The 26329-nt window shown below is 62.9% G+C and carries 30 protein-coding genes; 18 read left to right on the top strand and 12 right to left on the bottom strand.

What is annotated here, in order from left to right:
* Nucleotides 1-30: 30 nt before the first annotated feature.
* The 5 genes from urtB (at nt 31) to NKJ18_RS12325 (ending at nt 5100) form a co-directional block, all read left to right on the top strand.
* Nucleotides 31-1647, top strand: a complete 1617-nt coding sequence (gene urtB / locus NKJ18_RS12345) for an urea ABC transporter permease subunit UrtB (RefSeq protein WP_023693379.1) — start codon at nt 31-33, stop codon at nt 1645-1647.
* Nucleotides 1644-2876: an urea ABC transporter permease subunit UrtC gene (gene urtC / locus NKJ18_RS12340; RefSeq protein WP_023746152.1), complete on the top strand. Its 1233-nt coding sequence runs from the start codon at nt 1644-1646 to the stop codon at nt 2874-2876. Before urtB ends, urtC begins: the two co-directional genes overlap by 4 nt.
* Nucleotides 2877-2880: 4 nt before the next feature.
* Nucleotides 2881-3627, top strand: coding sequence for an urea ABC transporter ATP-binding protein UrtD (urtD, locus tag NKJ18_RS12335; protein ID WP_023684623.1), 747 nt, complete (start codon nt 2881-2883; stop codon nt 3625-3627).
* 69 nt (nt 3628-3696) lie between these two features.
* A complete protein-coding gene (gene urtE / locus NKJ18_RS12330; RefSeq protein ID WP_023670935.1) occupies nt 3697-4392 on the top strand; it encodes an urea ABC transporter ATP-binding subunit UrtE in 696 nt (231 codons plus the stop codon).
* Between the two features lie 531 nt (nt 4393-4923).
* Nucleotides 4924-5100, top strand: coding sequence for a hypothetical protein (locus NKJ18_RS12325; protein ID WP_023670936.1), 177 nt, complete (start codon nt 4924-4926; stop codon nt 5098-5100).
* A gap of 92 nt (nt 5101-5192) precedes the next feature.
* On the opposite strand, the gene NKJ18_RS12320 is transcribed toward NKJ18_RS12325, so the two are convergent.
* The 8 genes from NKJ18_RS12320 to NKJ18_RS12285 all read right to left on the bottom strand — a co-directional run bounded on the left by NKJ18_RS12320 (nt 5193) and on the right by NKJ18_RS12285 (nt 13473).
* Nucleotides 5193-6338, bottom strand: coding sequence for a GGDEF domain-containing protein (locus NKJ18_RS12320; RefSeq protein WP_023670937.1), 1146 nt, complete (start codon nt 6336-6338; stop codon nt 5193-5195).
* 315 nt (nt 6339-6653) lie between these two features.
* A complete protein-coding gene (locus tag NKJ18_RS12315) occupies nt 6654-7457 on the bottom strand; it encodes a DUF72 domain-containing protein (protein ID WP_023834139.1) in 804 nt (267 codons plus the stop codon).
* A gap of 28 nt (nt 7458-7485) precedes the next feature.
* Nucleotides 7486-7950 carry a GNAT family N-acetyltransferase gene (locus tag NKJ18_RS12310; protein WP_352500043.1) on the bottom strand — a complete coding sequence of 155 codons (465 nt, stop codon included), beginning with the start codon at nt 7948-7950 and terminating at the stop codon, nt 7486-7488.
* 34 nt (nt 7951-7984) lie between these two features.
* A complete protein-coding gene (gene uvrA, locus NKJ18_RS12305) occupies nt 7985-10906 on the bottom strand; it encodes an excinuclease ABC subunit UvrA (RefSeq protein WP_023693385.1) in 2922 nt (973 codons plus the stop codon).
* 782 nt (nt 10907-11688) lie between these two features.
* Nucleotides 11689-11910 (bottom strand): hypothetical protein, encoded by a 222-nt coding sequence (locus tag NKJ18_RS12300; protein ID WP_155923853.1) that lies wholly within the window; start codon nt 11908-11910, stop codon nt 11689-11691.
* Between the two features lie 146 nt (nt 11911-12056).
* A complete protein-coding gene (locus tag NKJ18_RS12295) occupies nt 12057-12665 on the bottom strand; it encodes an ATP-dependent Clp protease proteolytic subunit (protein WP_023684630.1) in 609 nt (202 codons plus the stop codon).
* Between the two features lie 29 nt (nt 12666-12694).
* Nucleotides 12695-13162 (bottom strand): SRPBCC family protein, encoded by a 468-nt coding sequence (locus NKJ18_RS12290; protein WP_023819863.1) that lies wholly within the window; start codon nt 13160-13162, stop codon nt 12695-12697.
* A complete protein-coding gene (locus NKJ18_RS12285) occupies nt 13159-13473 on the bottom strand; it encodes an ArsR/SmtB family transcription factor (RefSeq protein WP_023670944.1) in 315 nt (104 codons plus the stop codon). Before NKJ18_RS12285 ends, NKJ18_RS12290 begins: the two co-directional genes overlap by 4 nt.
* Before the next feature lie 132 nt (nt 13474-13605).
* Between NKJ18_RS12285 and NKJ18_RS12280 the strand changes: the two genes are divergently transcribed.
* The 4 genes from NKJ18_RS12280 to NKJ18_RS12265 all read left to right on the top strand — a co-directional run bounded on the left by NKJ18_RS12280 (nt 13606) and on the right by NKJ18_RS12265 (nt 15633).
* Complete coding sequence (locus NKJ18_RS12280) at nt 13606-14007, top strand: hypothetical protein (protein WP_023730163.1); 402 nt, start codon at nt 13606-13608, stop codon at nt 14005-14007.
* 210 nt (nt 14008-14217) lie between these two features.
* Nucleotides 14218-14748, top strand: a complete 531-nt coding sequence (gene ssb / locus NKJ18_RS12275) for a single-stranded DNA-binding protein (RefSeq protein WP_023715842.1) — start codon at nt 14218-14220, stop codon at nt 14746-14748.
* Nucleotides 14749-14785: 37 nt separating this feature from the next.
* Nucleotides 14786-15184: a DUF2306 domain-containing protein gene (locus tag NKJ18_RS12270; RefSeq protein WP_023684634.1), complete on the top strand. Its 399-nt coding sequence runs from the start codon at nt 14786-14788 to the stop codon at nt 15182-15184.
* Between the two features lie 23 nt (nt 15185-15207).
* On the top strand, nt 15208-15633 hold the full coding sequence (locus NKJ18_RS12265) for an OsmC family protein (RefSeq protein WP_023829668.1): 426 nt from the start codon (nt 15208-15210) through the stop codon (nt 15631-15633).
* A 9-nt stretch (nt 15634-15642) separates the two neighbouring features.
* Here the strand turns inward: NKJ18_RS12265 and NKJ18_RS12260 are convergent, their stop codons facing one another.
* From NKJ18_RS12260 to NKJ18_RS12250, 3 genes are all read right to left on the bottom strand, one after another.
* Nucleotides 15643-16272: a MarC family protein gene (locus NKJ18_RS12260; RefSeq protein ID WP_023670949.1), complete on the bottom strand. Its 630-nt coding sequence runs from the start codon at nt 16270-16272 to the stop codon at nt 15643-15645.
* A 106-nt stretch (nt 16273-16378) separates the two neighbouring features.
* Complete coding sequence (locus NKJ18_RS12255; RefSeq protein ID WP_352758296.1) at nt 16379-16756, bottom strand: VOC family protein; 378 nt, start codon at nt 16754-16756, stop codon at nt 16379-16381.
* Nucleotides 16749-17327, bottom strand: a complete 579-nt coding sequence (locus tag NKJ18_RS12250) for a hypothetical protein (RefSeq protein WP_023815800.1) — start codon at nt 17325-17327, stop codon at nt 16749-16751. Before NKJ18_RS12250 ends, NKJ18_RS12255 begins: the two co-directional genes overlap by 8 nt.
* Before the next feature lie 87 nt (nt 17328-17414).
* On the opposite strand from NKJ18_RS12250, the gene NKJ18_RS12245 reads away from it, so the two are divergent.
* On the top strand, nt 17415-18266 hold the full coding sequence (locus tag NKJ18_RS12245) for a helix-turn-helix transcriptional regulator (RefSeq protein WP_023750732.1): 852 nt from the start codon (nt 17415-17417) through the stop codon (nt 18264-18266).
* A gap of 223 nt (nt 18267-18489) precedes the next feature.
* A complete protein-coding gene (gene gyrA, locus NKJ18_RS12240; protein WP_023688627.1) occupies nt 18490-21279 on the top strand; it encodes a DNA gyrase subunit A in 2790 nt (929 codons plus the stop codon).
* A gap of 56 nt (nt 21280-21335) precedes the next feature.
* Here the strand turns inward: gyrA and NKJ18_RS12235 are convergent, their stop codons facing one another.
* Entirely contained in the window at nt 21336-21482 is a 147-nt protein-coding gene (locus tag NKJ18_RS12235; RefSeq protein WP_023712381.1) for a hypothetical protein, read from the bottom strand.
* A gap of 194 nt (nt 21483-21676) precedes the next feature.
* Here NKJ18_RS12235 and coaD point away from each other — a divergent pair, with 194 nt between their 5' ends.
* The 7 genes from coaD (at nt 21677) to tgt (ending at nt 26328) form a co-directional block, all read left to right on the top strand.
* On the top strand, nt 21677-22177 hold the full coding sequence (coaD, locus tag NKJ18_RS12230) for a pantetheine-phosphate adenylyltransferase (protein ID WP_023696507.1): 501 nt from the start codon (nt 21677-21679) through the stop codon (nt 22175-22177).
* 168 nt (nt 22178-22345) lie between these two features.
* Nucleotides 22346-22840, top strand: a complete 495-nt coding sequence (locus NKJ18_RS12225) for a peptidylprolyl isomerase (RefSeq protein ID WP_245260490.1) — start codon at nt 22346-22348, stop codon at nt 22838-22840.
* Nucleotides 22841-22883: 43 nt separating this feature from the next.
* Complete coding sequence (locus NKJ18_RS12220; RefSeq protein ID WP_023670956.1) at nt 22884-23396, top strand: peptidylprolyl isomerase; 513 nt, start codon at nt 22884-22886, stop codon at nt 23394-23396.
* Between the two features lie 12 nt (nt 23397-23408).
* Nucleotides 23409-23858 carry a DMT family transporter gene (locus NKJ18_RS12215; protein ID WP_352758295.1) on the top strand — a complete coding sequence of 150 codons (450 nt, stop codon included), beginning with the start codon at nt 23409-23411 and terminating at the stop codon, nt 23856-23858.
* Nucleotides 23858-24946 (top strand): tRNA preQ1(34) S-adenosylmethionine ribosyltransferase-isomerase QueA, encoded by a 1089-nt coding sequence (gene queA / locus NKJ18_RS12210; RefSeq protein WP_023712379.1) that lies wholly within the window; start codon nt 23858-23860, stop codon nt 24944-24946. The genes NKJ18_RS12215 and queA overlap by 1 nt, the downstream gene beginning before the upstream one ends.
* Nucleotides 24936-25205: a hypothetical protein gene (locus NKJ18_RS12205; protein WP_023684641.1), complete on the top strand. Its 270-nt coding sequence runs from the start codon at nt 24936-24938 to the stop codon at nt 25203-25205. The genes queA and NKJ18_RS12205 overlap by 11 nt, the downstream gene beginning before the upstream one ends.
* Complete coding sequence (gene tgt, locus NKJ18_RS12200; RefSeq protein WP_023712378.1) at nt 25198-26328, top strand: tRNA guanosine(34) transglycosylase Tgt; 1131 nt, start codon at nt 25198-25200, stop codon at nt 26326-26328. Before NKJ18_RS12205 ends, tgt begins: the two co-directional genes overlap by 8 nt.
* Nucleotide 26329 lies beyond the last annotated feature (1 nt).

The following is a 26329-nucleotide window of genomic DNA, read 5'->3' as shown; positions in this document are numbered from 1 at the left end:
GAATTTCCCCACAGAAGAGTATCTGAACGGATGATCCTGTTGCGCACTCTCGGCCTCATGCTGGTGTTCCTGGTGGCAAGCCTATTGCCGTCGAACGCAGCCGAAGCCGATCTGCGCGCCATCGTCGCCAAATTCGCCACGGGCACGGGCTTTGCCACCACTGAGGCCGTGGTGCGCGAACTTGCCGCCACCGGCGATCCGCTGGTTGAACGGCCGCTTGCAGCCCTCGCCGAAGGCAATCTCTACATTCGTAAAGCCGATTCAGCCGTCTTCGTCGGCAGTGAGGCCGCCGACAGCGTCACGCTGCTCGACCCGCTGAGCGGCGAGAAAGCCGGCGACGCCGCCAAGGCCGACATCACCAAGATCAAGGTCAACAACACGCTGCGTCGTGTCATCCGAGATGCGCTGGGAACGCTGACGTTGCGCGCGAAAGATCCTTCTGTCCGCATCGCCGCCGCCGACACCATGTTCAAGACCCCCGATGCCGCCAATATCGAGCCGCTCGATGCAGCCATCGCCGCCGAGACCGACGCCAAGGTCAAGGCATTGTTCGAACAGGCGCGCGCGGCATCGGTGCTGGTCTCCGACAAGCCGGAGGCCGACAAGCTTGCCGCCATTGCCCTGATCGGCGCGCGCGGCGACCGCGACGCGGTCTCGCTGCTCACCGCGGTCGAGGCCAATGCGCAAGGCGCGGTCAAGGATGCCGCGACGGCGGCAATCGCCAGCATCAATTCGAGCCTGGCGCTGTGGGATGCCGGCCAGAACATATGGTACGGCATCTCGCTTGGCTCGGTGCTGCTGCTGGCCGCCATCGGCCTCGCCATCACCTTCGGCGTCATGGGCGTCATCAACATGGCGCATGGCGAGATGGTGATGCTCGGCGCCTACACCACCTTCGTCGTCCAGCAGGTGATCCGAACCTCATTCCCCGGCCTGTTCGACTGGTCGCTGGTGATCGCGCTGCCGCTCGCCTTCCTGGTTGCCGCTTCCGTCGGCCTGATCATCGAGCGCGGCGTCATCCGTTTCCTCTACGGCCGGCCGCTGGAAACGCTGCTCGCAACCTGGGGCGTCTCGCTTGTCCTGCAGCAGGCGGTGCGCTCGATCTTCGGACCGACCAACCAGGAGGTCGGCAACCCCTCCTGGATGTCGGGATCGTTCGATGTCGGCCAACTCGCCGTCACCTGGAACCGCCTCTGGATCCTGGTCTTCGCGCTCACCGTCTTCGGCGTGCTGCTCTTTGTTATGAAGCGCACGCCCTGGGGCCTTCAGATGCGCGCCGTCACCGCCAACCGCCGCATGGCCGCCTCGATGGGCATCAGGACGCCTTGGGTCGATGCGCTGACCTTTGCGCTCGGCTCCGGCATTGCCGGCATTGCCGGCGTCGCGCTCAGCCAGATCGACAATGTCTCGCCCAATCTCGGCCGCGGCTACATCATCGACAGCTTCATGGTCGTGGTCTTCGGCGGCGTCGGCAATCTCTGGGGCACGCTGGTCGGCGCCTTCTCGCTCGGCATCGTCAACAAGGTTCTCGAACCCTATGCTGGCGCGGTGCTCGGCAAGATCGTCGTGCTGGTGCTGATCATCCTGTTCATCCAGAAGCGCCCGCGCGGCCTGTTCGCGCTCAAGGGCAGGGCGGTGGAAACATGATCACGGGACGCTTCTTCGCCGCGGGTGCCGACCGTCGCATCGCCATCACTATTTTCATCCTGCTGACGGCCGCCATTATCGTGCCGCTGCTCAACCTCGCAGTGTCGCCGCAAAGCGCGTTCTATATTCCGTCCTACATCGTCGCGTTGACGGGCAAGTACCTCTGCTATGCATTGCTTGCCTTGGCGCTCGATCTCGTCTGGGGCTATTGCGGCATCCTCTCGCTCGGCCATGGCGCCTTCTTCGCCCTCGGCGGCTATGCGATGGGCATGTACCTCATGCGCCAGATCGGCTCGCGCGGCGTTTACGGCAATCCGATCCTGCCCGATTTCATGGTGTTCCTGAACTACAAGGAATTGCCCTGGTTCTGGACCGGTTTCGACCACTTCTGGTTCGCCGCCATCATGGTGCTGGCGGTGCCCGGCCTGCTCGCCTTCGTCTTCGGCTGGTTCGCCTTCCGCAGCCGCGTCACCGGCGTCTATCTCTCCATCATCACCCAGGCGATGACCTACGCGCTGCTGCTCGCCTTCTTCCGCAACGACATGGGTTTCGGCGGCAACAACGGCTTGACCGATTTCAAGGATATTCTGGGCTTCAACGTGCAGGCCGACGCCACCCGCTCGGCCCTGTTTGCCGCCAGCGCCATCATACTCGCGCTCGCCGTCTTCATCACCTGGGCGATCGTCGGCTCCAAATACGGCAAGCTGCTGATGGCGGTGCGCGACGCCGAGAGCCGCACCCGCTTCCTCGGCTGGCGGGCGGAGAACGTGAAGCTGTTTGCCTTCAGCGTCTCGGCTGTCATGGCCGGCATCGCCGGCGCGCTCTATGTGCCGCAGGTCGGTATCATCAATCCCGGCGAATTCGAGCCGTCCAATTCCATCGAAGTCGTGATCTGGGCAGCCGTCGGTGGGCGCGGCACCATTGTCGGCCCGATCGTCGGCGCGCTGCTGGTCAACGCCGGCAAATCCTGGTTCACCGGCCTGCTGCCGGAGTTCTGGCTGTTTGCGCTCGGCGGCCTGTTCGTCGCCGTAACCCTGTTCCTGCCCAAGGGCATCGTCGGCATGTGGGATTCCTGGCGCGGTAACGCTCGGGCGATGCGGGCTGCAGCGATTGCAGAGGAAGCGGGCACAGACCCTGATGCCCCGCCGCCATCGAAGATCGTGCGCAGCGCAGCAACAACGCCCGGTGCCTGGTCCGCGTCCGGGCCCGAACCGCAGCCGGCGGAATAGAGCGATGTCGAAGTCCAACACCATCCTCTATCTCGACGGCGTCTCGGTCTCCTTCGACGGTTTCCGCGCCATCAACAATCTGTCGCTGGTGCTCGACAAGGGCGAGATGCGCGCCGTCATCGGTCCCAACGGCGCCGGCAAGACGACGATGATGGACATCGTCACCGGCAAGACCCGGCCCGACGAGGGCGAAGTGTTCTTCGACGGCCAGGTCGATCTGACCCGGCACGACGAGGCGGAGATCGCCATGATGGGCATCGGCCGCAAATTCCAGAAGCCGACCGTCTTCGAAAGCCACAGCGTCGAAGACAATCTGATGCTGGCGCTGAAGGGCCCGCGCTCGATCTTTCCGGCGCTGTTCCATCGCCGCTCGGCCGGCGAAGCCAGACAGATCGACGACATCCTCGGCATCATCCGGCTGGGCGACAAGCGCCACGATCTGGCAGCCAATCTCAGCCATGGCCAGAAACAGTGGCTGGAGATCGGCATGCTGCTGGCGCAGGACCCGAAGCTGCTTTTGGTTGACGAGCCGGTCGCAGGGATGACCGATGCCGAGACCGAGGAAACCGCGCGGCTGCTCAAGGACATAGCGCGCGAGCATTCGGTCATCGTCGTCGAGCACGACATGCATTTCGTGCGCGAACTCGGCGTCAAGGTCACCTGCCTGCATGAGGGCTCGGTGCTGTCGGAAGGCTCGCTCGATTTCGTCTCGGCCGACGAGCGGGTCGTCGAAGTTTATCTCGGGAGATGAGCATGGTCTGGCGGGTGCAATTCCATCGCTTCGACTTTTCGTTCCTCCGCTTCTGGAGAAGGCGCTGACATGCTCGAAGTTTCCAACGCCACGCTCCATTACGGCGCTGCTCAGGCGTTGCGCGGTGTGTCGCTGACGGCGGGTGCCGGCAAGATCACCTGCGTGCTCGGCCGCAACGGCGTCGGCAAGACCAGTTTGATGAGATCGATCGTCGGCCACCACCGGCTGACGAGCGGAAGCGTTGCCTTCGAGGGGAAGGCGCTCGACCGGAGCGCGGCGTATGATCGCGCCCGGTCGGGCATCGCATTCGTACCGCAGGGCAGGGAGATCTTTCCGCTGCTGACGGTGCGCGAAAACCTGGAGTCCGGCTTTGCGCCCTTGAAGCGCGCCGACCGCAACGTGCCGGCGCATGTCTTCGAACTGTTTCCGGTGCTGAAGCAGATGGTGGGGCGCCGCGGCGGCGATCTCTCAGGCGGCCAGCAGCAGCAGCTCGCCATCGGCCGGGCGCTCGTCATGCGGCCGAAACTGCTGGTGCTCGACGAGCCGACCGAAGGCATCCAGCCCTCGATCATCAAGGACATCGGCCGCGCCATCCGCTATCTGCGCGACCAGGCCGGTATCGCCGTTCTGCTGGTCGAGCAATATCTGGATTTCTGCCGCGAGCTCGCTGACGAGGTCAACATCATGGACCGCGGCCAGATCGTCCACACCGGCCCGGCCGAAGATCTCGACCGGGCGGACGTCAGGAAGTTTCTGACGGTTTAACGCAGGTCGACGGCTGCACGGATCGTACACGTCGAAGATTGGCTGAAATGCCCACAATCACTTCGTCATTCTAGGGCGGAGCCAAGGAGCGGAGCGACGCGCGCAGACCCCAGAATCCATGCCGCGACATCAGCCAAAGAGTGCCGCGATGCAGAACAAGATCGCTTCTGCGGCACATTGGCCATTCCACATTCTGCACCGTTAATGACGCTTCTTCGTCCCGGCATGGATCCCTGGGTCTTCGCTCCGCTTCGCGTCGCTACGCCCAAGGATGATGAAGTCGCGAAGGTCCGCGCCCGTTGCGTCGGACTTTCGTCCGAGGTCGCCACCTCTGGCACGCCGAATACTGCATGCTAGTCTTTCCTAGGCCTCGGTGAGTCGGCCGCTTCCGTATCAGTCTGGTTCTGTAGCAGATCGAGGGAATATGCTGGCTCAGCCTGCAAGTTCCACGCAAGCAAGCCACCCTAGCTTCCCTCGCAGTTCTGATTGTCGGTCAATGCGTTCAGATAATCTTGCCAGGAGAATAGGGCTATGGAACGGTTCGTCGAGGACCACCAGAAACGACGGCTGACAGAGCGTGTCGACATCATCACCGCCATCAACATTCTGCGCTCGCAAGGCTACCAGCAGGATGAGCTGATCGGCGAAATCACCAAGGTTTTCTACGTCGACCTCGACACTTACAACGAGATCGTCATAGCGGCCTAAAAGCGCGTCGCGCCTGAACGGCCTCATGCGACGCGCTTTGGAGTGTTGTTTTACGTGTGGTGAGGTTCAGGCCGGCTGAATATCAGCCCAGCCTACCCGGCGCGCCGGAAGGCGAGCACACGGTTGCGGCCGCCGCGCTTGGCGCCGTAAAGCGCCTTGTCGGCGGCGCTGAGCACCTTGTCGAATTTGGTGCCGCCCTCGCTGCCGAAGGCGTAGCCGGCGCTGACCGTGCAGGAGAGCAGGCGGGTCTCGGTATCGATCCGGCGCATGGCAAAACTGGCCCGGATGCGCTCGGCTATGAATTCCACCTTTTCAGGCAAGGTGCGATCGAGCACCAATGCAAATTCCTCTCCGCCCATGCGCGCGGCGACATCGCCTGGCTGGAGATTGGCGGTCAAATCCTTGGCGAATAGTTTCAGCACCTCGTCGCCGGTGGCATGGCCGAACTCGTCATTTATGGCCTTGAAGCCGTCGAGATCGAACACGATCACGGCGGTGAAGGACCGGACCGGTGTTTTGCCGTGCAGGTCGAACAAAGCGCGCCGGTTGAGCAGTCCGGTCAGCGGATCGGTCAGCGCTTCGCGGCGATGATGCTGCGCCAGGCGTCCCTGGTTGAGCGCCAGCGAGAGCGCGCCGATGCCGGTCATGCAGGCGATGACGACGATGAGGCTGAAATCCTCGGCCCAGTTGCTCGGCGCATGGCCAAGCACCAGCCTGCCATCCCAGACAAGTGCACCGGAGCACAGCACGAAGGAAATTGCGGTGGCGGTGTAGAGCCCTGCAATGCCGAGGATCGGGGCCGGGAATTCCGTACGACCCTTCCAGTATTCATAGGCCGTCGCAAACAAAAGCAGCGCGGCGAAGGCATTCTCCAGCATGAAGCCCAGCCCGTCATAGCCAAGCGCCATCGGCGGCAAGGCGACTGCCAGCGAGACGCCGGCGCCGACAGCGATGCGCGGCAATGGCGAGCGGCCGGTCGTGAACTGATGGGCCGCGCCCAGCATGGTCGCGAAGCCGAGCAGCAGGAACGTGAAGCTGGCGAGGCCGAGCAGGCGTCCGGGCGCGTCGATATAGGCCTGGTAGGCGAAGACGTCGGCGACGATCAGAAGCACGCTGACCGCCCAGGTCAGCAGGAATTTTTCCGAGCGCGCGGTAAGCCAAATGCCGAACAGCGTCAGGCCGAGGCAAGCGGCGGAAAACCCGACAGCCAACAGAAGGGAACTGTAGTCGAGCGACATGCCCTCGTCCTTGCCCGCGGCGGCCGGCCTCTAGAAAGGACCCGCACCGGATTTATGCAGGATGGAGGTATCGATAAGGTTACGATGCGCATAAGCTATCACGCTTCGGTTCATCGTAGCAATTCTGGGTTGAAACCCTTTTCAAGGGAAAGCGCTGACCGCTTTCCCGGGAAAACCGTTCCACACTTTTCCTGGAATTGCTCCTAATGCATGTCGCCCAGAAGTGTGCCGCGGTTCTGGGACAACGGCATGCATCAAGACAAAGACTTAAATCGCGTCGTATGAATCCGTTTCAGCGCGACGCGCTTTAACCGATCAGCTCACCCGCTTCATCAGCGCCATGGCGCCGAACGGCGCGCGCACCTTGCCCTCGGTGATGAAGTAGACGAACACATCGCGCGGTTTCACCGGCGCGTCGAAAGTCGGATCGGCGCGCCGCAGATCGGCCGGCTGCTTGCCTTGCGCCCAGGTCTTCACCCGCGCTGCCCATTCGTCCAGGCCATTCGGCGTATAGCAATCCGGATTGTCGTCGCTGCCGGTCTGCAGCCGCGCATAGATAAAATCGCCGGTGATGTCGGCGATACCAGGATATTTGGCATGGTCGGCATAGACGATTGCCGCCTTGTATTTGCGCGCCAGGCCCACAAATTCCGGCACGCTGAAACTGTCGTTGCGCACTTCCAGCGCATGGCGCAGCGCCACGCCATCCTGCTTTTCCGGCAGCAGCTTCAGGAAGGCCTCGAAATCGTCGGCGTCGAACTTTTTCGTCGGCGCGAACTGCCACAGGATCGGGCCCAGCTTGTCGCCCAGCGCGGCAACGCCGGAGCCGAGGAAGCGCGTCATGGACTCGCCGGCTTCGCCAAGCACGCGGCGGTTGGTGACGAAGCGATTGCCCTTCAGCGAATAGACGAAACCGTCCGGCGCCTCGCTCGCCCATTTGACGAAGGTCGGCTCCTTGAAGCTGGAATAGTAGGTGCCGTTGACCTCGATGCTCGGTACCTGGCGGGTGGCGTAACTCAGCTGTTTGGCCTTGGAAAGCTTGTCCGGGTAGAAGGACGTATCCCAGGGTTCGAAAGTCCAGCCGCCCATCCCGGCGCGGATTGTTCCTTGGCTGATCATCGTCTTCCTCCCAGTTCTAAAAATGCGGTCAGGCTATTTTTCCAACCGGTTTGATCATGTCGACCACGATCCATCCGGGACGGTGGGGATTGGCTCGGCGGCCCGTTTCGTGGAAGCCATAGGCCGTATAGATCTCGATGTTCCGCTCCATGCGCGAATTGGTGTAGAGCCGCACCTCCGGCACACCCCATAGCCCCGCCTGTTCCTGGGCGAAGTCGAGCAGCGCGGTACCGAGTTTCCTCCCCTGAAAAGGGGGGGAGACCGCGACGCTGAAGATCATCGCATGATCGGGGTGGCGCTCAATAACGATCAGCCCGGCGAGTTCCGCGCCGCTCTCCAAGAGCCAGACCTCGCCACGCTCGATGCGTGGCGCATAGTCCTCGGTGACTGGGATCGGCGGCGCGCCGAACAAGGGCGTGTAGTGCTCATAGGCGGTCTGCGTCAGCGAGACGACTCCGTCGAGATCACCGGCAAGCGCCTGTCGGACTGTCATTCAAAGCTCTCCAGGCGCCCGACCGGTCTGTCAGTTACTCCGCCGCTTCGCGCTTGCCTCCGGGCCGCCGCTCCAAAAGCTCCTTCAGGAACTGGCCGGTGTAGCTGCGCTTTTCGCGCACGATCGCTTCCGGTGTGCCTTGTGCCACCAGTTCGCCACCGCCATCGCCGCCTTCGGGGCCGAGGTCGAGCACCCAGTCGGCGGTCTTGATGACTTCGAGATTGTGCTCGATGACCACCACCGTGTTGCCCTGGTCGACCAGTTCGTGAAGCACTTCCAGCAACTTGGCGACGTCGTGGAAGTGCAGGCCGGTGGTCGGCTCGTCGAGGATGTAGAGCGTCTTGCCGGTCGCCTTGCGCGACAATTCCTTGGCGAGCTTGATGCGCTGCGCCTCGCCGCCCGACAGCGTCGTCGCCTGCTGGCCGATATGGATGTAGCCGAGGCCGACCTGCTTCAGCGTCTCCAACTTGTCGCGCACCCCGGGCACGGCGGCAAAGAAATCGACGCCTTCCTCGACCGTCATGTCCAGGACGTCGGCGATCGACTTGCCCTTGAACAGGACGTCGAGCGTCTCGCGGTTGTAGCGCTTGCCATGGCAGACGTCGCACGTGACGTAGACGTCGGGCAGGAAGTGCATCTCGATCTTGATGACGCCGTCGCCCTGGCAGGCCTCGCAGCGGCCGCCCTTGACGTTGAAGGAGAAGCGGCCCGGCTGATAGCCGCGGGCCTTGGCCTCGGGCAGGCCGGCGAACCAGTCGCGGATCGGTGTGAAGGCGCCGGTGTAGGTGGCCGGGTTCGAACGCGGTGTGCGGCCGATCGGCGACTGGTCGATGTCGATGACCTTGTCGAGGAATTCGAGGCCCTCGATGCGGTCGTGATCGGCCGGATGCTCGCGCGAGCCCATGATGCGGCGCGACGCCGCCTTGAACAGCGTCTCGATCAGGAAGGTCGATTTGCCGCCGCCAGACACGCCGGTGACGGCGGTGAAGGTGCCGAGCGGGATTTCGGCAGTGACGTTCTTGAGATTGTTGCCGCGCGCGCCGACGATCTTCAGCCGGCGGTTCTTCTTGGCCTCGCGCCTGACACCGGGCGTGGCGACTTCGAGCGCGCCCGACAGATATTTACCGGTGATCGAATTAGGATTGGCCATCACCTGCTGCGGCGTGCCCTGGGCGATGATCTCTCCGCCATGGATGCCGGCGGCCGGACCCATGTCGACGACGTAGTCGGCATGCAGGATGGCGTCTTCGTCATGCTCGACGACGATCACCGTGTTGCCGATGTCGCGCAGATGCTTGAGCGTGTCGAGCAGGCGGGCATTGTCGCGTTGGTGCAGGCCGATCGACGGCTCGTCCAGCACATAGAGCACGCCGGTGAGGCCGGAGCCGATCTGCGACGCCAGCCTTATGCGCTGGCTCTCGCCGCCCGACAGCGTGCCGGAATTGCGCGACAGCGTCAGATAGTCGAGGCCGACATCGTTGAGGAAGCGCAGGCGGTCACGGATTTCCTTGAGAACGCGCACCGCGATCTCGTTCTGCTGGTCGTTGAGATGTGGCGGCAGTTCGGTGAACCACTGGTCGGCCTTGCGGATCGACAGCTCTGTGACTTCGCCGATATGCTTGCCGGCGATCTTCACCGCCAGCGCTTCCGGCTTCAGCCGGTATCCCTTGCAGACCGGGCAGGGCGTCGCCGACATGAAGCGCTCGATCTCCTCGCGCATCCAGGCGGATTCGGTTTCCTTCCACCGCCGTTCGAGATTGGGAATGACGCCCTCGAACGTCTTGGTGGTCTTGTAGGAGCGCAGGCCGTCATCATATTGGAAGGTGACCTCGCGCTCGCCGGTGCCACGCAGGACGGCATCCTTTGCCTCTTCGGTCAGGTCTTTGAACTTGTCGCCGAGCTTGAAGCCGTAGGCTTTGCCCAGCGCTTCCAGCGTCTGCGCATAATAGGGCGAGGTCGATTTCGCCCACGGGCTGACGGCGCCGTCGCGCAGCGAGACGTTTTCGTCCGGCACGATCAGGCTGGCGTCGATGGCGCGCTGATTGCCGAGGCCGTCGCAGGTCGGGCAGGCGCCGAACGGGTTGTTGAACGAGAACAGCCTGGGCTCGATCTCCGGAATGGTGAAGCCGGAAACCGGGCAGGCGAATTTTTCCGAGAACAGGATGCGCTCATGCGTCTCGTTCTTCGATTTGTTGACCGAGTCCTCGCCGGTCTGGCTGGCGTCGAGCGGCCGGTCGGCGAACTCGGCCACCGCCAGCCCTTCCGCCAGCTTGAGCGCCGTTTCGATGGAATCGGCAAGCCGTGTCGCCAGGTCGCCGCGCACGACGATGCGGTCGACGACGACATCGATGTCGTGCTTGTACTTCTTGTCCAACGCCGGCACATCGGCGATCTCATAGAAGACGCCGTCGACCTTGACGCGCTGAAAGCCCTTCTTCTGCAGCTCCAGCAGTTCCTTGCGATACTCACCCTTGCGGCCGCGCACGATCGGCGCCAGCAGGAAAAGGCGCGTGCCTTCCTCGACAGCCAGCACCCGGTCGACCATCTGGCTGACCGTCTGGCTTTCGATCGGCAGGCCGGTCGCCGGCGAATAGGGGATGCCGACGCGCGCAAACAGCAGGCGCATATAGTCGTAGATCTCGGTGACGGTGCCGACTGTCGAGCGCGGGTTCTTCGACGTGGTCTTCTGCTCGATGGAGATGGCCGGCGACAGCCCGTCGATCTGGTCGACATCCGGCTTCTGCATCATTTCGAGGAACTGGCGCGCATAGGCCGACAGGCTCTCGACGTAACGGCGCTGGCCCTCGGCATAGATGGTGTCGAAAGCAAGCGACGATTTGCCGGAGCCCGACAGGCCGGTCATGACGATCAGGCTGTCACGCGGCAGGTCGAGATCGACATTCTTCAGGTTGTGTTCGCGTGCCCCGCGAATGGAAAGGTATTTATGGTCGGCCATCGCCGGTCGCCGCCTCAGGTCTGGTGTCAGTGGGATCGGCGGGTTTTCCCGGCCATTCCCTATGTAGGTATTTTTGCCGCCACGTCGAGAGACGCCACACTTCTCGACCAAAGCCGTTTAACCGTCTTTCGCGCGAACGGGCAAGCGGAAAGAACAAAGACCGAACACGCTCCTGACAAAGCTGTGCAGAAACTGACAAGGGTGTTTCAGAAACTGACCCTGACGTAAGCTCCCGGCGATCACATTTTCCGTAACCGGCTATTCAAGGTTGACGCCGTCGAATCAGGGGCGCACTCTGCCGGAGTCAACGGAGCCGGCCGTCTTTGATGGCCTCGCCGCCCATAGCGGCCTGCGAGACGCCGCAGGTTTTTGCGATTTGTGCTTCGGATTGACACCAGTCGCAACGGACATAGGAGCGGAGCATGACGCCACCGGATAGTCCCTTGAGGCTCCACCTGCTAGTGGAGCCGCGGCGGGCATAAGTGCCAGGTAGTTTCAAGGCATTGGAGTGTATGCGTCCAAACGAACGCATCGCGTCAGTCCAACAAACCACCAGACAAACCGTGACCTGCCGAATCCCACAAAAATCAGAGACGGCTAGTCGGATCGTCGGCTGAATGCCGCGAGCATCCGAAATCAAAGTCGGTATAACACTACCGGCAGTTTGGATTTGGAATCCAAAAAAAGCCCCGACCGTTAGCGGAAGCAACGGCGGGGCTGTTCTTTTGCGAGGAAGTCGTCGGCGCAGGCTTTCTCTCCCGTATAGTAGCTGGGAGAAGGGGCTACCGGCGCGGCGGCTTGATCCCACCCGTGCCGACATCGACAGTGATGCTGCCGGAAATCCTGACATCGGTGTCGCCGATCTTGAACGTGCCGTTCTCGCCGGCAGACAGCGCGTCGTCCGGCTCCGGCTGCGGCGCGGGCTTGGCGATGCGGTAGTCGCCGGTCACGCCGGGCAGAGCGCCTTTCCGCGACGTGCTGGTGCTGCCCCCGGCAAAGGCCATGCTCGATGTCGCCGCCGTGATGGCAATGGCTATGGTCAGTCTGTTCAGGTGGTAGCGCATGGCAAGACTATAGTGCCGCGCTCAAGGCGAGGCCAGACCAGCGGCGTTGAAATTGAGGGAACACCGGCCTGCATTCAATCCGCCGATCAGGCCGCTGCCTGCTTGCGGGTGTCGAAGACGTGGTCGACGAGGCCCCAGTCCTTGGCCTCCTTCGCGGTCATGAAGAAATCGCGGTCGAGCGTGCGTTCGACCTCTTCGTGGGTGCGGCCGCAATGGTGAGCGTAGAGGTCGGCCATGTGCCGCTTGGTGCGCAAAATGCCTTCGGCGTGACGCTGGATGTCGGAGGCCTGGCCCTGGAAGCCACCCAAAGGCTGATGCAGCACGATGCTGGCATTGGGCAGCGCGATGCGCCGCCCCGGCGTTCCCGCCATCAGCAGGAAGGAGGCCATCGACGCGGCAAAGCCCATGCACACGGTCGACACCGGGCAGCTGACATATTGCATCGTGTCGTAGATGGCGAAACCGCTGGTCACCACGCCGCCCGGCGAGTTGATGTAGAGCGAGATCTCCTTGTCGGGATTGTCCGATTCCAGCGACAGGAGCTGGGCGCAGACCAGCGCCGACATGCCGTCATTGATCTCGCCATTGACGAAGATGATGCGCTCGCGCAGCAGCCGCGAGAAAATGTCGAAGGCGCGTTCGCCGCGGCTCGATTGCTCGATCACCATCGGCACCAGATTGGCAAAGCCGCTCATCTCATTGTCTCCGTTTTGATTTTTCCGGTTCAGGCGGCGCGCAGCAACAGGCGTGGCGCGTTGGCGGCGACAGGCCGCTTGGGCTTGTATGCGCGCAGCCAGAGCCGGCAGCCGGCGCCGGCCATCGCGACCGCAGGCGTCAGGACAAACCCGTCATGGACGATGCGCAGATGCGTGCCGCCGGAAACGGTGCGGGCGAGTGTGAAGGTGACGATGCTCCCCAGCTCCTCGCGGTCGGCGTCGCCGGAACGCTCGCGCCAGGAATAGCGCAGCAGGCGCCCCGGTTCGGCATCGAGCACTTCGCACTCGATCGGCTTCTCAGGCCCGGCAAAGGCAAAGCGGCTGCCGGTTTCCGGATTGATGTCGTTCGGCATCATCCATTCCGCCAAGAGGTCCGGCACGGTCAGTGCCCGCCACACTTTTTCCGGTGCGTCCGGCAGATCGCATTCGAAGGCGAGGGCATCTTTGGCGGTCTGCGTCTGCTTTTCGTCGGTCATTGGTCCATGTCCTTCAAAACGGCCTTCAGTCTTTCGATGCGCTCCGGCCAGAATGCGCGGTAGCGTTCGATCCAGCCGAGCAGCGGCTCGAGCCCTTGCGGATCGGCGCGATAGTAGGCGTTGCGGCCGGCGCGTCTTTCGCTGACCAGGCCTGCGCCGCGCAGCACGGCAAGGTGCTGCGACACCGCCGGCTGCGACACGCTCATGCCGGTGCGCAACTCCGACACGCTCATCTCGCCGGAAGTCAGCCGCTCGTAGACGGCGCGTCGCGTCGGGTCGGCCAGGGCGCGAAAAATCTCTGCTTCGATCATGGCAAAAGCATAAGTCGATACTTATCGATTTGGCAAGGGGTGTTTTGAATGCCGCGTATTGATTGGATCCTGCCGGGCCTCTAAGCCGTGGGGAACAAGATGGGCCATCATCGCGAGGCAGGAGTAGTATTTATGAATTCCAACGTCGATCTTTCGTCCGCCGAGAACCTCAACGAGGCTCTGAGGCTCTATCGCCGCCTCGTACTCGGTATAGGAGCGATCGCCGTCATCGGTTTCGTGGCCGTGATCTTGTTGGCCAAGCTGGGTACGGCGCTATCGCCGCCATACGGGATTTACATCTTCGGCGAAGGATTGGGGACCTGGGGCCTGATCGCGGTGGTAGCGGCGCTCGTCGCTCAGGTGTGGTGGCACGGGCGCGCGATCGGGAAATTGCTGAATGACCCGGCTCTGAAATCTGAACCTGCAGTCGGGCTGATGTCGGCGCCAACCGTGATCGCACAGCGCGCCCATGGCATGGGCATGGAGTGGAGCGGCTTTTTCGGTCCGTTGCGGCCAGCTAAAAAACGGCGCTGACGACACCGCTTCTCGCCCCTGCGTGTCAGCTAAATCCACGCGCCCGCGTCGGCGATTGCTGCCATTCCTTGACAATCCGTGGTTAACAGTATAGGAACGAAAAGGGAACAAAAACCTTGTGGGAAAAGCCAGCCGCGGCAAGCCAGGATTGTGCGCGGCCTGTAAGGTGAACGACTTGAAATTTGTTTCGGATGAGCACGGAGAAGTGTCATGGCGGGTAGCGTCAACAAGGTCATTCTGGTCGGTAACCTCGGCGCGGACCCTGAAATCCGCCGCCTGAATTCCGGTGACCCGGTCGTCAACATCCGCATCGCCACGTCGGAAAGCTGGCGCGACAAGAATTCCGGCGAGCGCAAGGAAAAGACCGAATGGCACAACGTCGTCATTTTCAATGACCAGATCGCCAAGGTCGCCGAGCAGTACCTGAAGAAGGGCATGAAGGTTTACGTCGAAGGCCAGCTGCAGACACGCAAATGGCAGGACCAGACCGGCGCCGACAAGTACACGACCGAAGTCGTGCTGCAGAAATTCCGCGGCGAGCTGCAGATGCTCGATTCTCGCGGCGAGGGCGGCGGTCAGGTCGGCAACTATGCCGGCGGCGGCGCGAGCCGTGGCTCGGATTTCGGCCAGTCTGGCCCCAATGAGAGCTTCAACCGCGGCGGCAACAGCGGTGGCGGCGGTTCCAAGGGCGGCGGTGGCGGCGGCTCGTCGCGCGAACTGGACGACGAAATCCCGTTCTGAGCTGACGATAGTCAGCGATATCTGAGGAGAGGGCGCGATGTCGCTCGGACCGCTTCTATCGGCGCGCCCTCCCATTCCATGGCACGCCTTCGCGGCCCTTGCCGCGCTTGCCATTGGCGCTACGCAACTGGCGCTGCCGAAAGGCACGACGCGTCATCGTGTCGTCGGCTATACCTGGGCGGCGCTGATGCTGGTCGTCGCCATCTCCAGTTTCTGGATCCAGCAGATACGCCTCGTCGGTCCGTTCAGCCCGATCCATCTCTTGTCGATGTTAGTGTTGATCGCCGTGCCGCTGGCGGTCTGGCACGCGCATATGCATCGGGTCGCCACACATCGCAGGGTCATGATATCGCTGTATGTTTTCGCCCTGATCGGCGCCGGCGTGTTCACGCTGCTGCCGGGGCGGATCATGCACACGGTCGTCTTCGGCCAGTGACGCTTTCTGAAAGGAAGATTGCCGTGAAAGCCCGGATCAAATGGGTCGAGGAGCGCACCTTCGTCGGCGAGTCCGGGAGCGGCCACAAGGTTGTGCTGGGAACCGCCTCCGGGCCGGAAGGCAAGACGCCGGGTCCGAGCCCGATGGAGATGGTGCTGATCGGCACCGGCGGCTGCTCGGCCTATGATGTCGTCCACATCCTCGAAAAAGGCCGCGAGGCGATCGAGGACTGTGTTGTCGAACTCGACGCCGACCGGGCCGAAACCGACCCGAAAGTCTTCACCCGCATCCACATGCATTTCATCGTCACGGGCCACGCGCTGTCGCGCGACAAGGTCCAGCGCGCCATCAACCTGTCGATCGAGAAATACTGCTCGGCCTCGGCCATGCTGGCCAAGACGGCTGTCATCACCCACGATTTCAAGGTCGTCGATACGGCGGTGGAGTAGGGGCTGCCGTTACCCCGCCATCAGCGCCTTGATGCCATCCGCGACGAACTGAACCGCAAGCGCGGCCAGGATGACGCCGAGCAGGCGGGTGAGGATCGAGCGGCCGGTCTGGCCGAGGATGCGGTCGATGCGCTCCGACAGCACGAACACCAGATAGGTGATGGCAAGGCAGACGAAGATGATGCCGACCAGCGCCGCTTGTGCTGCAAAACCCTGAAACGAGCCCGACAGTAGCACGGTCGCCGAAATCGCACCGGGGCCGGCGATCAGCGGGATCGCCAGCGGGAAGGCCGCGATATTGTGGATCATGTCCTTGGTGATGGCGACGTCGCCGATCTTCTCCTTGCGGTCCTGGCGGCGCTCGAACACCATTTCGAACGCGATGAAGAACAGCAAAAACCCGCCGGCGACGCGGAAAGCCGGCAGCGTGATGCCGAACACCGACAGGATGGAGGCCCCGGCCACCGCAAACAGCGCCATCACCAGGAAGCCGATGATCGAGGCGCGCACCGAAACCTGCTGACGTTCCTCGCGGTTCATGCCGCGTGTCACCGCGAGGAAGAGCGGCGCGAGACCTGGCGGGTCGATGGTCACCAGAATGGTGACGAAGGCGTTGAACAGGCTGTCGAAACTCGGCATCGCTGACCCCTCCCGCCGGGCCGGACCCCTGCGCCACCATAGTGGTAGAGCAAAGCCCGACCGGTGGGAACCGTCTGACATGGCGATACCGGAGACGGCGTCAGTGTTAGGCGGCAGCGTTGCAATAGGCCTCCCGGCGATAGCCGTCGGGATCGACGACGAAGGCAGCGTAATAGTTCTCGCCATAGTCGGCGCGCAGCCCCGGCGCGCCATTGTCGCTGCCGCCTGCACGCAAGGCGTCGGCGTGAAAGGCGTCGACGCTCTGCCTCGTCGGCGCGGTAAAGCAGAAATGCAGACCGGACTTCTCGTCCGATGACACTGGCCGCTCCGCGTCGTTCACCCACAGCGCCACGGTTTGCGCACCATAACCCAGTGAGCCTGGCGACTGGCTGAGGCAGGAATAACCGAGCGGCTTTAGCGCGGCATCGTAGAAGGGCTTCGAAAAATTGGTGTCGCGGACGCCGATCGAGACATGGTCAAGCATGTTTTTTCACCTTTTTTGCAATATGTTGCGTCATCAGTTCCTGGGCGACGCGGCGCGCCAGGAACTCGACTTCGAGACGCCATGTCTTGCCATCGTCGTGCGAACGCTCGCCGAGCCAGCGGAAGCTGTCTTTGGTGATGCGCGAAAAGCTCCAGCGGACCGAGGAACCAGTGCCGTCGGCGCCGACCTGCACAATTGTGTCGCCTTCGGCGCGACCAAGCTGGCGGCTGTAGTATTGGTTTCGCGGGTCGCTCCAGAAGATGTGCCAGGCATCCGAGCCGGGATCATAGGCCCGCAGCGTTGTGCCATTGAAAGTCCATTTGCCGAGCGAGGGCGAGGGGCCGGCATCCCGCGCGGGCAGGATCCATACGTCCTGGATCGCCCTGCCTTCCAGGACCCAGCCGAAATGCACCTCGCCGCGTCCGGTGAGAACCGTGCCGTCCTCGAGATGGCGCGTGGCATCGAATGTCCAGGCGCCGACGAAGCGGCCGTAGAGATCCAGCTTTTCAGCCAGGCCGGGATTGGGGCCGTCGCTGTGGAGCGCTTCGGCAAAGGAGGATGTACCGCTCATACTTGCTGCCTTCGTTATGTCAGGAGGCTGCAAGCGATAGGCCCCGACCGGCTGTCGCGCTTGGGAAAAATTGCTATCTTTCAAGCCATGACGACGAGCGAACAAAACCTGGCATCGGGGCAGGGTTGGTATGTCTGTGACGTGCTGTGCACGGCCGGCGCCGGCGACCGCCCGTTCGAGGAGGCGCACGACACCTTCTGCGTTGCCGCTGTCACCAGCGGCACCTTCCGCTACCGCACCAGGCAAGGCGCCGCCATGCTGGCGCCGGGCGCGATCCTGCTCGGCAATGTCGGCGCCTGCTATGAATGCGGGCATGAGCATGGCGCCGGCGACCGTTGCCTGTCCTTCCACTTCGCTCCGGCCTATCTCGACCGCATCGCCAGCGACGTGCCCGGCGCGAGCAAGCTCGCCTTCGGCGTGCCGCATATGCCGCCTTTGCCGGCGCTCGCATCGCTGCTGGCCGAGGCGGAAGCGGCGCGCGAGATGGTCGACATCGACGCCTTTGAGGAGCTTGGCCTGCGAATTGCCGGCGCAGCACTGGCAGTTGCCGGAGCAGCACTGCCCGTCGCCAGCGATGCGGTGCCTGGCGTTCGACCGCCGAGCCGCCGCGACCAGAAACGGGTTGCCGAGGCGGTGCGGCAGATCGAGCTCAATGCCGACAGGCCGGTCTCGCTTTCCGAGCTTGCCTGCGCGACGGCGACCAGCCCGTATCATTTCCTGCGCACCTTCCGGCAGGTCGCAGGCATGACGCCCTATCAGTTTCTGCTGAGAACCCGGCTGCACCGCGCGGCGGTGCGGCTGCGCATGTCAGGCGATGCCATCTCGGCAATCGCCTTCGAGGCCGGTTTCAACGATTTGTCGACGTTCAACCGCCGTTTCCGGCGCGTCATGGGCGAAACGCCTGGCCACTATCGCGCCCGGCGGGTGGCTACCCGCTGATGCGTCCGCCTGCCTCCTGATACGCTCTTTGCTTTGAAAACGGTCCATCGCAGGCTTTTGCCCTTGCGGCGGCGAAATGCGTTATGGCCAAATCGTCGCAATCAACGGTATCCATTTGAAATTGCCGCCAAAGTTGTCGTTGGAAAACCGCCACGAATATTGGAGTTTCGGCCGTGCTTCCTATATAAGCGGTCAGTGATTCCTGATTAGATTGTGATCCGATTTGACCGACCAAAAACCCCCGCGCGGCGCCGACGGCGGCCCTACCGGCATCGAGCCCATCTCCATCATCGAGGAGATGCAGAGCTCCTACCTCTCTTATGCCATGAGCGTCATCGTCAGCCGTGCGCTGCCCGATGTACGCGACGGCCTGAAGCCGGTTCACCGCCGCATTCTCTATGCGGCGCATGAGAGCGGTTACCACTGGAACCGCAAATATGTGAAGTCGGCCCGCCCGGTCGCCGACGTGATGGGTAAATACCATCCGCATGGCGACGCCTCGATCTACGACGCCTTGGTGCGCATGGCGCAGGACTGGTCGCTGCGCGTTCCGCTGATCGACGGGCAGGGTAATTTCGGCTCCATCGACGGCGATCCGCCGGCGGCGATGCGCTACACCGAATCGCGGCTGACCAAGGTCGCGCATGAACTCTTGGAGGACATCGACAAGGAAACCGTCGATTTCCAGGAGACTTATGACGCATCCGACACCGAACCGAAGGTGCTGCCGGCCCGCTTCCCCAATCTTCTGGTCAACGGTTCCGGCGGCATCGCCGTCGGCATGGCCACCAACATCCCGCCGCACAATCTGGCCGAGATCTGCAACGGCGCCATCGCCATCATCGACAATCCGGCGATCGATTTGCCGGCGCTGATGGAGATCATTCCGGGTCCCGATTTCCCGACCGGCGGCATCGTGCTCGGCCGTTCCGGCATCTACAGCGCCTATGCGACTGGCCGTGGCTCCATCGTCATGCGCGGCAAGGTCAATGTCGAACAGCGCGGAAACGACCGTGAATCGATCATCATCACGGAAGTCCCGTACCAGGTGAACAAGGCCTCGATGATCGAGAAAATGGCCGAGCTGGTGCGCGACAAGCGCATCGAAGGCATTTCCGACATTCGCGACGAAAGCGACCGCCAGGGCTACCGCGTCGTCATTGAGCTGAAGCGCGACGCTGTCGCCGACGTCATTCTCAACCAGCTTTACCGCTTCACGCCGCTGCAGACCTCCTTCGGCGCCAATATGGTGGCGCTGAACGGCGGCAAGCCGGAAGTGATGAACCTGACCGACATGCTGAAGGCGTTTGTCGGCTTCCGCGAAGAGGTGATTAGCCGGCGCACGAAATTCCTGCTGCGCAAGGCGCGCGACCGCGCCCACGTGCTGGTCGGCCTCGCCATAGCCGTCGCCAACATCGACGAAGTGATCAAGCTGATCCGCACCGCGCCCGATCCGCAGACGGCGCGCGAGCAGTTGATGGAGCGGCGCTGGCCCTCCGGGGACGTGGAGTCGTTGATTCTGCTTATCGACGATCCGCGCCATCGCATCAACGAGGATGGCACCTACAACCTCTCCGAGGAACAGGCGCGCGCAATCCTCGAACTGCGCCTGCAGCGCCTGACCGCGCTCGGCCGTGACGAAATCGCCGACGAGCTGAACACCATCGGCGACGAGATCAAGGATTACCTCGACATTCTGTCGTCCCGCGCCCGCATCCAACAGATCGTCAAGGACGAGCTTGCCGCCGTGCGCGACGAGTTCGGCACGCCGCGCCGCACCGAGCTCACCGACGGCGGCGCCGACATGGAAGACGAGGACCTGATCCAGCGCGAGGACATGGTCGTCACCGTCAGCCATTCCGGCTACATCAAGCGCGTGCCGCTGTCGCTCTACCGGGCGCAACGCCGCGGCGGCAAGGGCCGCTCCGGTATGTCGACCAAGGAAGAGGATTTCGTCACCCGGCTGTTTGTGGCCAACACGCATACGCCGGTGCTGTTCTTCTCCTCGCGCGGCATCGTCTACAAGGAAAAGGTCTGGCGGCTGCCAATCGGCAATCCGCAGTCGCGCGGCAAGGCGCTGATCAACATGCTGCCGCTGGAGCAGGGCGAGCGCATCACCACCATCATGCCGCTGCCCGAGGACGAGACCAGCTGGGGCGAACTCGACGTCATGTTCGCCACCACGCGCGGCACCGTGCGCCGCAACAAGCTGTCCGAATTCGTCCAGGTCAACCGCAATGGCAAGATCGCCATGAAGCTGGAGGAGGAGGGCGACGAGATTCTCGGCGTCGAGACCTGCACAGACAATGACGATGTGCTTTTGACCGCCAGCTCCGGCCAGTGCATCCGCTTCCGCGTTGGCGATGTGCGCGTCTTCCAGAGCCGCAATTCGGTCGGCGTGCGCGGCATAAGCATGGCCGAGACCGACCGCATCATCTCCATGTCGGTCATCGAGCATGTCGATGCTTCACCGGCGGAACGCTCCGCCTACCTCAAGCGGGCAGCACTGGAGCGGCGGCTTGCCGCCGAGGTGACCGGCGAGGAAGAAGAGATTGCACTCACCAATGAGGAGATTGGCGAGGAGACTGAGCTTTCCGACAGCCGTTACGAAGAGCTCAAGGCGCATGAGCAGTATGTGCTGACGGTGACCGAATATGGCTACGGCAAGCGCTCGTCATCCTACGATTTCCGCCTGACCGGACGCGGCGGCAAAGGCATCCGCGCCACCGACGTGTCGAAGGTGGCCGAGATCGGCCAGCTGGTGGCGACTTTCCCGGTCGGCAATGACGACCAGATCATGCTGGTTTCGGATGGCGGCACGGTCATCCGGGTGCCGGTCAACGGTATCCGTTTCGCCAGCCGCGCGACCAAGGGCGTGACCATCTTCAACACCGCCGAAGGCGAGAAGGTGGTTTCGGTCGAACGGATTTCGGAGCCGCAGGCCGACGAGGATGTCGAAGAGGGTGTCATTGAGGCCGGCGCCGGAGATGCCGTACCGGACAGCACCGAATAGGTTTGAGCAACAACGCCGGCCCGATGGGCCGGCGCAAACAAGAAACTAGCAATAAATCAGGGGCGATGGTGGGGCCAGCGAGCGCCGAAACCTTCGAACCGCTTTGTGCGGACACGGACGCGCTCTGCCTCGCTATGCAATCCGAATGCGGTGGCGATCAGCATGGCGACGGTCATTGCGGTGGCGAGCATGTAGATCAGCATGTGCGTGTTCTCCTGCGCCTATCCAACGGTTAGATCGGGTTTTGGTTTCATCTTCCGAAGTGCAAACTAGCGAACGCGGCGTGAAGTCTTCGTGATCAAGGCATTCATCTGTCGTTCATGTCTGCGAAAAGGTTCACGCAGATGTTCCCAATCGCATTTGCCTTCCGCCCAATGCCCCGCTAGAAGCACCTCCCATGACCGATCGCATCGCCCTTTATGCCGGCTCCTTCGACCCGCTGACCAACGGCCATCTCGATGTGCTGAAGGCATCGCTGGCTGTCGCCGACACGGTATATGCGGCGATCGGCACCCATCCCGGCAAGACGCCGCTGTTTTCCTTCGACGAACGGGTGAAGCTGATCGAGGCCGCGACGAACGCCGAATTCGGCCGCGACGGAGCCCGGATCAAGGTCGTCGCCTTTGACGGGCTGGTCATCGACGCGGCCCGCAAGCATGGCGCCTCGATCATGATCCGCGGCCTGCGCGACGGCACCGATCTCGATTACGAGATGCAGATGGCCGGCATGAACGAGACCATGGCGCCGGAACTGCAGACGGTTTTTCTGCCCGCCAGTCCATCGGTACGCACCATTACCGCCACACTTGTGCGCCAGATAGCCTCGATGGGCGGAGACATCCGTCCCTTCGTACCGGCCGCCGTTGCCGGCGCGCTCACCGCCAAATTCGCGAAATAGTGCATGTCGCCCAAAAGTGGATGCCGGTTTTGGGGCAACGACATGCACCCTAACAAAGACCTTCGGAGATCCCTTATGCAGCTGAAAAAGCTCGCCTCGTTCCTCGTCGTGCTTGCCGGTCTCGTGACCGCATCCGTTTCGGCCTTCGCCGCCGAACCGGAAAACACCATGGTCATCACCTTGAAGAACGGCGACGTCACCGTCGCGCTACGCCCCGACCTGGCACCCAAGCATGTCGCCCAGATCAAGAAGCTGGTGCGCGAAGGCGCTTATAACGATGTCGCATTCCACCGCGTCATCAACGGCTTTATGGCGCAGACCGGCGACGTCAAGTTCGGCAACATGAAGAAGGGGTTCAGCCCCGAGGCCGTCGGCACCGGCGGTTCAGACCTGCCCGACCTGCCGGCGGAATTCTCGCAGAGCGAACATTTTAAGCGCGGCACGCTCGGTATGGCCCGTTCGCAGGACCCGAACTCCGCCAATTCGCAGTTCTTCATCATGTTCGCGCCGGCGCCGAACCTCGATGGCCAGTACACCATCGTCGGCAATGTCGTCAGCGGCATAGAGCTGGTGGACAACATCAAGAAGGGCAACGAGGCGGACAACGGCACGGTCAGTGAGCCCGACCGCATGATCAAGGTACGCATCGCCGCCGACAAGTAAACCTATCAAATCATTCTGTTTTCTGAGATAAAGGATATCCGACATGGCTGAGATCAAGGACCGCGAAAACGCGCTCATCCTGGAAACGACCAAGGGCAAGGTCGTCATTGAACTGTTCCCCGACCTGGCCCCGGGCCACGTCGCCCGGATCAAGGAACTGGCCCGCGAAGGCGCCTATGACGGCGTGGTTTTCCACCGCGTCATCGAAGGCTTCATGGCGCAGACCGGTGACGTCAAGTTCGGCAATTCGACCAAGCCCACTTTTGCCCCCTCCCGCGCGGGCATGGGCGGCTCGGAAAAGCCGGACCTGAAGGCTGAGTTCTCCAACGCCAACCATGGTCGCGGCACCTGCTCGATGGCCCGTTCGCAGAACCCGAACTCGGCCAATTCGCAGTTCTTCATCTGCTTCGACGATGCCGCTTTCCTCAACCGCCAGTACACGGTCTGGGGCCAGGTCATCGAAGGCATGGACAATGTCGACAAGATCAAGCGCGGCGAGCCGGTGGTCGATCCCGACAAGATCGTGTCGCTGAAGGTCGCGGCCGACGTCAGGTAAGGACAAACGAAGATGATGGGCTTGGTCTGGTCGCTGCTCGGCATCCTGTCAGGCGCCTTCATCGCCGTCCAGGCGCCGATCAACTCGCAGCTGGCGCGCGGCCTGGGGCTCCCGGTCGCGGCTGCTGCGTTTTCGTTCCTGTCGGGCGCGATCGTGCTTGGTATCATCTCCATTGCCGTTGTGCGGCTGCAGGACATCTCGCTCGACTGGAAGGCGCCGGCGCCTTGGCTGTTCATCGCCGGCGGCATGCTCGGCGGTTTCTATGTTACCCTGTCAACCATTCTTACGCCGCGCATTGGTGCAGCCGCGTTGATGGCGTTCCTGGTTGCCGGCCAGTTGCTGTCCGGCATGCTGATCGATCGCGTCGGCTTTCTCGGCGTGGCGGTGCGCGAGATTTCGCTCGGCCGCATCGCCGGCGCGGTGCTGCTGTTGGCCGGAGCGCTGCTCGTCCGGCTCTACTGATGCGCGTCGATCTCTTCGACTTCGACCTGCCGGAGGAGCGCATCGCGCTGCGCCCGGCCGAGCCGCGCGACAGCGCCAGAATGCTGGTGGTCAGGCCAGGCGAAGACTTTGCGGACCGCGCGGTGCGCGACCTTCCGTCCTTGCTCAGAACGGGCGACGTGCTGGTCTTCAACGACACCAAGGTCATTCCTGCCCAGTTGAGAGGCATCAGGCGGCGCGGCGAAGCGCAGGCGCAGGTCGACGCCACGCTGCATATGCGCATGGCGCCGGACCGCTGGCTGGCCTTCATGCGGCCGGGCAAGCGCATCGCCGCCGGCGACCGCATCCATTTCGGCCATGACGGCAATTCCTGTTTTCTCGGCCAACTCGACGCCACGGTCATCGAGAAGGGCGACGCCGGCGAGGCGTTGCTCGGCTTCGACCTCTCCGGCCCATTTCTCGACGAAGCGCTGCGCGCCGTCGGCCACATCCCGCTGCCCCCCTATATCGCCTCCAAGCGCGACGACGACGCACGCGACCTGACGGATTACCAGACAATCTATGCCAAGGAGGAGGGCGCAGTCGCTGCCCCCACCGCAGGCCTGCATTTTACGCCGGAGCTGTTTGCCGCGCTGGATGCAAAAGGCATCGAACGCCGCTTCGTCACCTTGCATGTCGGCGCCGGCACCTTCCTGCCGGTCAAGGCGGACGACACCGCTGACCACAAGATGCATGCCGAGACCGGCTCGGTCAGCGAAGCAACAGCCGACGCTCTGAATGGCGCCAAGGCGCGGGGCGGGCGCATCATCGCTGTCGGCACGACCTCGCTGCGCCTGCTGGAGAGCGCGGCACGGCCTGATGGCTCGCTGACCGCCTGGTCCGGCCCGACCGACATCTTCATCACGCCGGGCTATCGCTTCCGCACCGCCGATCTGCTGATGACCAATTTCCATCTGCCGCGTTCGACGCTGTTCATGCTGGTTTCGGCCTTCAGCGGCCTAGATACGATGCGTGCGGCCTATGCTCATGCCATCGGGAACAATTACAGGTTCTATTCCTACGGAGATGCAAGCCTGCTTTATCGAGCGGAGATGAGCGATGGACGATGATCTGCAAGCCTTTGATCGCGAGAGCCTGATCGCCGAAGTGAAGAAACTCCGTGCCGGCATACGCCAGCATCGAGATTCTACCGGCCATGATTTATGCTGGCATCATCCCAACCTGTGGGACCTGCTGCCGGAAAAGACCGATCCATCGATTGCCGTGCCGCCATGGCCGAAATTCATGCGCGGCTGCATCCAATACCGCCAGTCGCTCGACAGGCAGGCGCCAGGCGCGCCTGTCCATGACAAGGAATTCAATGGCTGAGACATTCACCTTCAAGATCCTTGCCACCGACGGCAAGGCGCGGCGCGGTTCCATCACCATGCCGCGCGGCGAAATCCGCACGCCGGCCTTCATGCCGGTCGGCACCGGCGGCACGGTCAAGGCCATGTATATGGACCAGGTGCGCGGCGTCGGCGCCGACATCATCCTGGGCAATACCTATCATCTGATGCTGCGCCCCGGCGCCGAGCGCGTGGCGCGGCTTGGTGGGTTGCATGAATTCGCCCGCTGGCCGCAGCCGATCCTGACCGACAGTGGCGGTTTTCAGGTCATGTCGCTGTCGAAGCTCAGAAAATTGACCGAGAAGGGCGTCACCTTTCGCTCGCACATTGACGGCGCTGCCTACGAGATGTCGCCGGAGCGCTCGATCGAGATCCAGGGCCTGCTCGATTCCGACATCCAGATGCAGCTCGACGAATGCACAGCGCTGCCGGCCGACCTCAAGCAGATCGAGCGCGCGATGGAGCTGTCGCTGCGCTGGGCCGAGCGCTGCAAGACAGCGTTCGGCGATCAGCCCGGCAAGGCGATGTTCGGCATCGTCCAGGGTGGCGACAACGCAGCTCTCAGGGTGCGTTCGGCGCAGGCGCTGAGCGCGATGGAGCTGAAGGGCTATGCGGTCGGCGGCCTGGCCGTCGGCGAACCGCAAGCGGTGATGCTGGATATGCTGGAGATCACCTGTCCGGAATTGCCTGACAACAAGCCTCGATATCTCATGGGCGTCGGCACGCCGGACGACATCGTGAAATCGGTGGCGCGCGGCATCGACATGTTCGACTGCGTGATGCCGACCCGCGCCGGCCGCCATGGCCTGGCCTATACCAGGCGCGGCAAGGTCAATCTCAGGAATGCCCGCCACGCGGACGATCCGCGGCCGCTGGATGAGGAGAGCGACTGCCCGGCCGCGCGCGACTACTCACGCGCCTATCTGCACCATCTCGTGCGCTCGCAAGAGGCGCTGGGGGCGATGCTTCTGACCTGGAACAACCTGTCCTACTATCAGAAGCTGATGCAGGACATTCGCGCCGCGATCGAGGCCCGGGCCTTTGAGGCGCGCACGGCTGAGATTTCCGAGGCATGGGCGAGGGGTGATAGTCCGGTGCTGTAGC

Origin of the sequence: Mesorhizobium sp. M0217 (assembly GCF_040321955.1) — a bacterium.
Classification (GTDB): domain Bacteria; phylum Pseudomonadota; class Alphaproteobacteria; order Rhizobiales; family Rhizobiaceae; genus Mesorhizobium.
The sequence above is the reverse complement of the archived record's forward strand: the minus strand, read 5'-3'. Positions and strand labels throughout refer to the sequence as shown.

Bases quoted from the DNA above. Each gene is read 5' to 3' on its own strand.
- urtB (WP_023693379.1), top strand. From the start codon at position 31: ATGATCCTGTTGCGCACTCTCGGCCTCATGCTGGTGTTCCTGGTGGCA.
- urtC (WP_023746152.1), top strand. From the start codon at position 1,644: ATGATCACGGGACGCTTCTTCGCCGCGGGTGCCGACCGTCGCATCGCC.
- urtD (WP_023684623.1), top strand. From the start codon at position 2,881: ATGTCGAAGTCCAACACCATCCTCTATCTCGACGGCGTCTCGGTCTCC.
- urtE (WP_023670935.1), top strand. From the start codon at position 3,697: ATGCTCGAAGTTTCCAACGCCACGCTCCATTACGGCGCTGCTCAGGCG.
- NKJ18_RS12325 (WP_023670936.1), top strand. From the start codon at position 4,924: ATGGAACGGTTCGTCGAGGACCACCAGAAACGACGGCTGACAGAGCGT.
- NKJ18_RS12320 (WP_023670937.1), bottom strand. From the start codon at position 6,338: ATGTCGCTCGACTACAGTTCCCTTCTGTTGGCTGTCGGGTTTTCCGCC.
- NKJ18_RS12315 (WP_023834139.1), bottom strand. From the start codon at position 7,457: ATGATCAGCCAAGGAACAATCCGCGCCGGGATGGGCGGCTGGACTTTC.
- NKJ18_RS12310 (WP_352500043.1), bottom strand. From the start codon at position 7,950: ATGACAGTCCGACAGGCGCTTGCCGGTGATCTCGACGGAGTCGTCTCG.
- uvrA (WP_023693385.1), bottom strand. From the start codon at position 10,906: ATGGCCGACCATAAATACCTTTCCATTCGCGGGGCACGCGAACACAAC.
- NKJ18_RS12300 (WP_155923853.1), bottom strand. From the start codon at position 11,910: ATGGCCTTTGCCGGGGGCAGCACCAGCACGTCGCGGAAAGGCGCTCTG.
- NKJ18_RS12295 (WP_023684630.1), bottom strand. From the start codon at position 12,665: ATGAGCGGCTTTGCCAATCTGGTGCCGATGGTGATCGAGCAATCGAGC.
- NKJ18_RS12290 (WP_023819863.1), bottom strand. From the start codon at position 13,162: ATGACCGACGAAAAGCAGACGCAGACCGCCAAAGATGCCCTCGCCTTC.
- NKJ18_RS12285 (WP_023670944.1), bottom strand. From the start codon at position 13,473: ATGATCGAAGCAGAGATTTTTCGCGCCCTGGCCGACCCGACGCGACGC.
- NKJ18_RS12280 (WP_023730163.1), top strand. From the start codon at position 13,606: ATGAATTCCAACGTCGATCTTTCGTCCGCCGAGAACCTCAACGAGGCT.
- ssb (WP_023715842.1), top strand. From the start codon at position 14,218: ATGGCGGGTAGCGTCAACAAGGTCATTCTGGTCGGTAACCTCGGCGCG.
- NKJ18_RS12270 (WP_023684634.1), top strand. From the start codon at position 14,786: ATGTCGCTCGGACCGCTTCTATCGGCGCGCCCTCCCATTCCATGGCAC.
- NKJ18_RS12260 (WP_023670949.1), bottom strand. From the start codon at position 16,272: ATGCCGAGTTTCGACAGCCTGTTCAACGCCTTCGTCACCATTCTGGTG.
- NKJ18_RS12255 (WP_352758296.1), bottom strand. From the start codon at position 16,756: ATGCTTGACCATGTCTCGATCGGCGTCCGCGACACCAATTTTTCGAAG.
- NKJ18_RS12250 (WP_023815800.1), bottom strand. From the start codon at position 17,327: ATGAGCGGTACATCCTCCTTTGCCGAAGCGCTCCACAGCGACGGCCCC.
- NKJ18_RS12245 (WP_023750732.1), top strand. From the start codon at position 17,415: ATGACGACGAGCGAACAAAACCTGGCATCGGGGCAGGGTTGGTATGTC.
- NKJ18_RS12235 (WP_023712381.1), bottom strand. From the start codon at position 21,482: ATGCTGATCTACATGCTCGCCACCGCAATGACCGTCGCCATGCTGATC.
- coaD (WP_023696507.1), top strand. From the start codon at position 21,677: ATGACCGATCGCATCGCCCTTTATGCCGGCTCCTTCGACCCGCTGACC.
- NKJ18_RS12225 (WP_245260490.1), top strand. From the start codon at position 22,346: ATGGTCATCACCTTGAAGAACGGCGACGTCACCGTCGCGCTACGCCCC.
- NKJ18_RS12220 (WP_023670956.1), top strand. From the start codon at position 22,884: ATGGCTGAGATCAAGGACCGCGAAAACGCGCTCATCCTGGAAACGACC.
- NKJ18_RS12215 (WP_352758295.1), top strand. From the start codon at position 23,409: ATGATGGGCTTGGTCTGGTCGCTGCTCGGCATCCTGTCAGGCGCCTTC.
- queA (WP_023712379.1), top strand. From the start codon at position 23,858: ATGCGCGTCGATCTCTTCGACTTCGACCTGCCGGAGGAGCGCATCGCG.
- NKJ18_RS12205 (WP_023684641.1), top strand. From the start codon at position 24,936: ATGGACGATGATCTGCAAGCCTTTGATCGCGAGAGCCTGATCGCCGAA.
- tgt (WP_023712378.1), top strand. From the start codon at position 25,198: ATGGCTGAGACATTCACCTTCAAGATCCTTGCCACCGACGGCAAGGCG.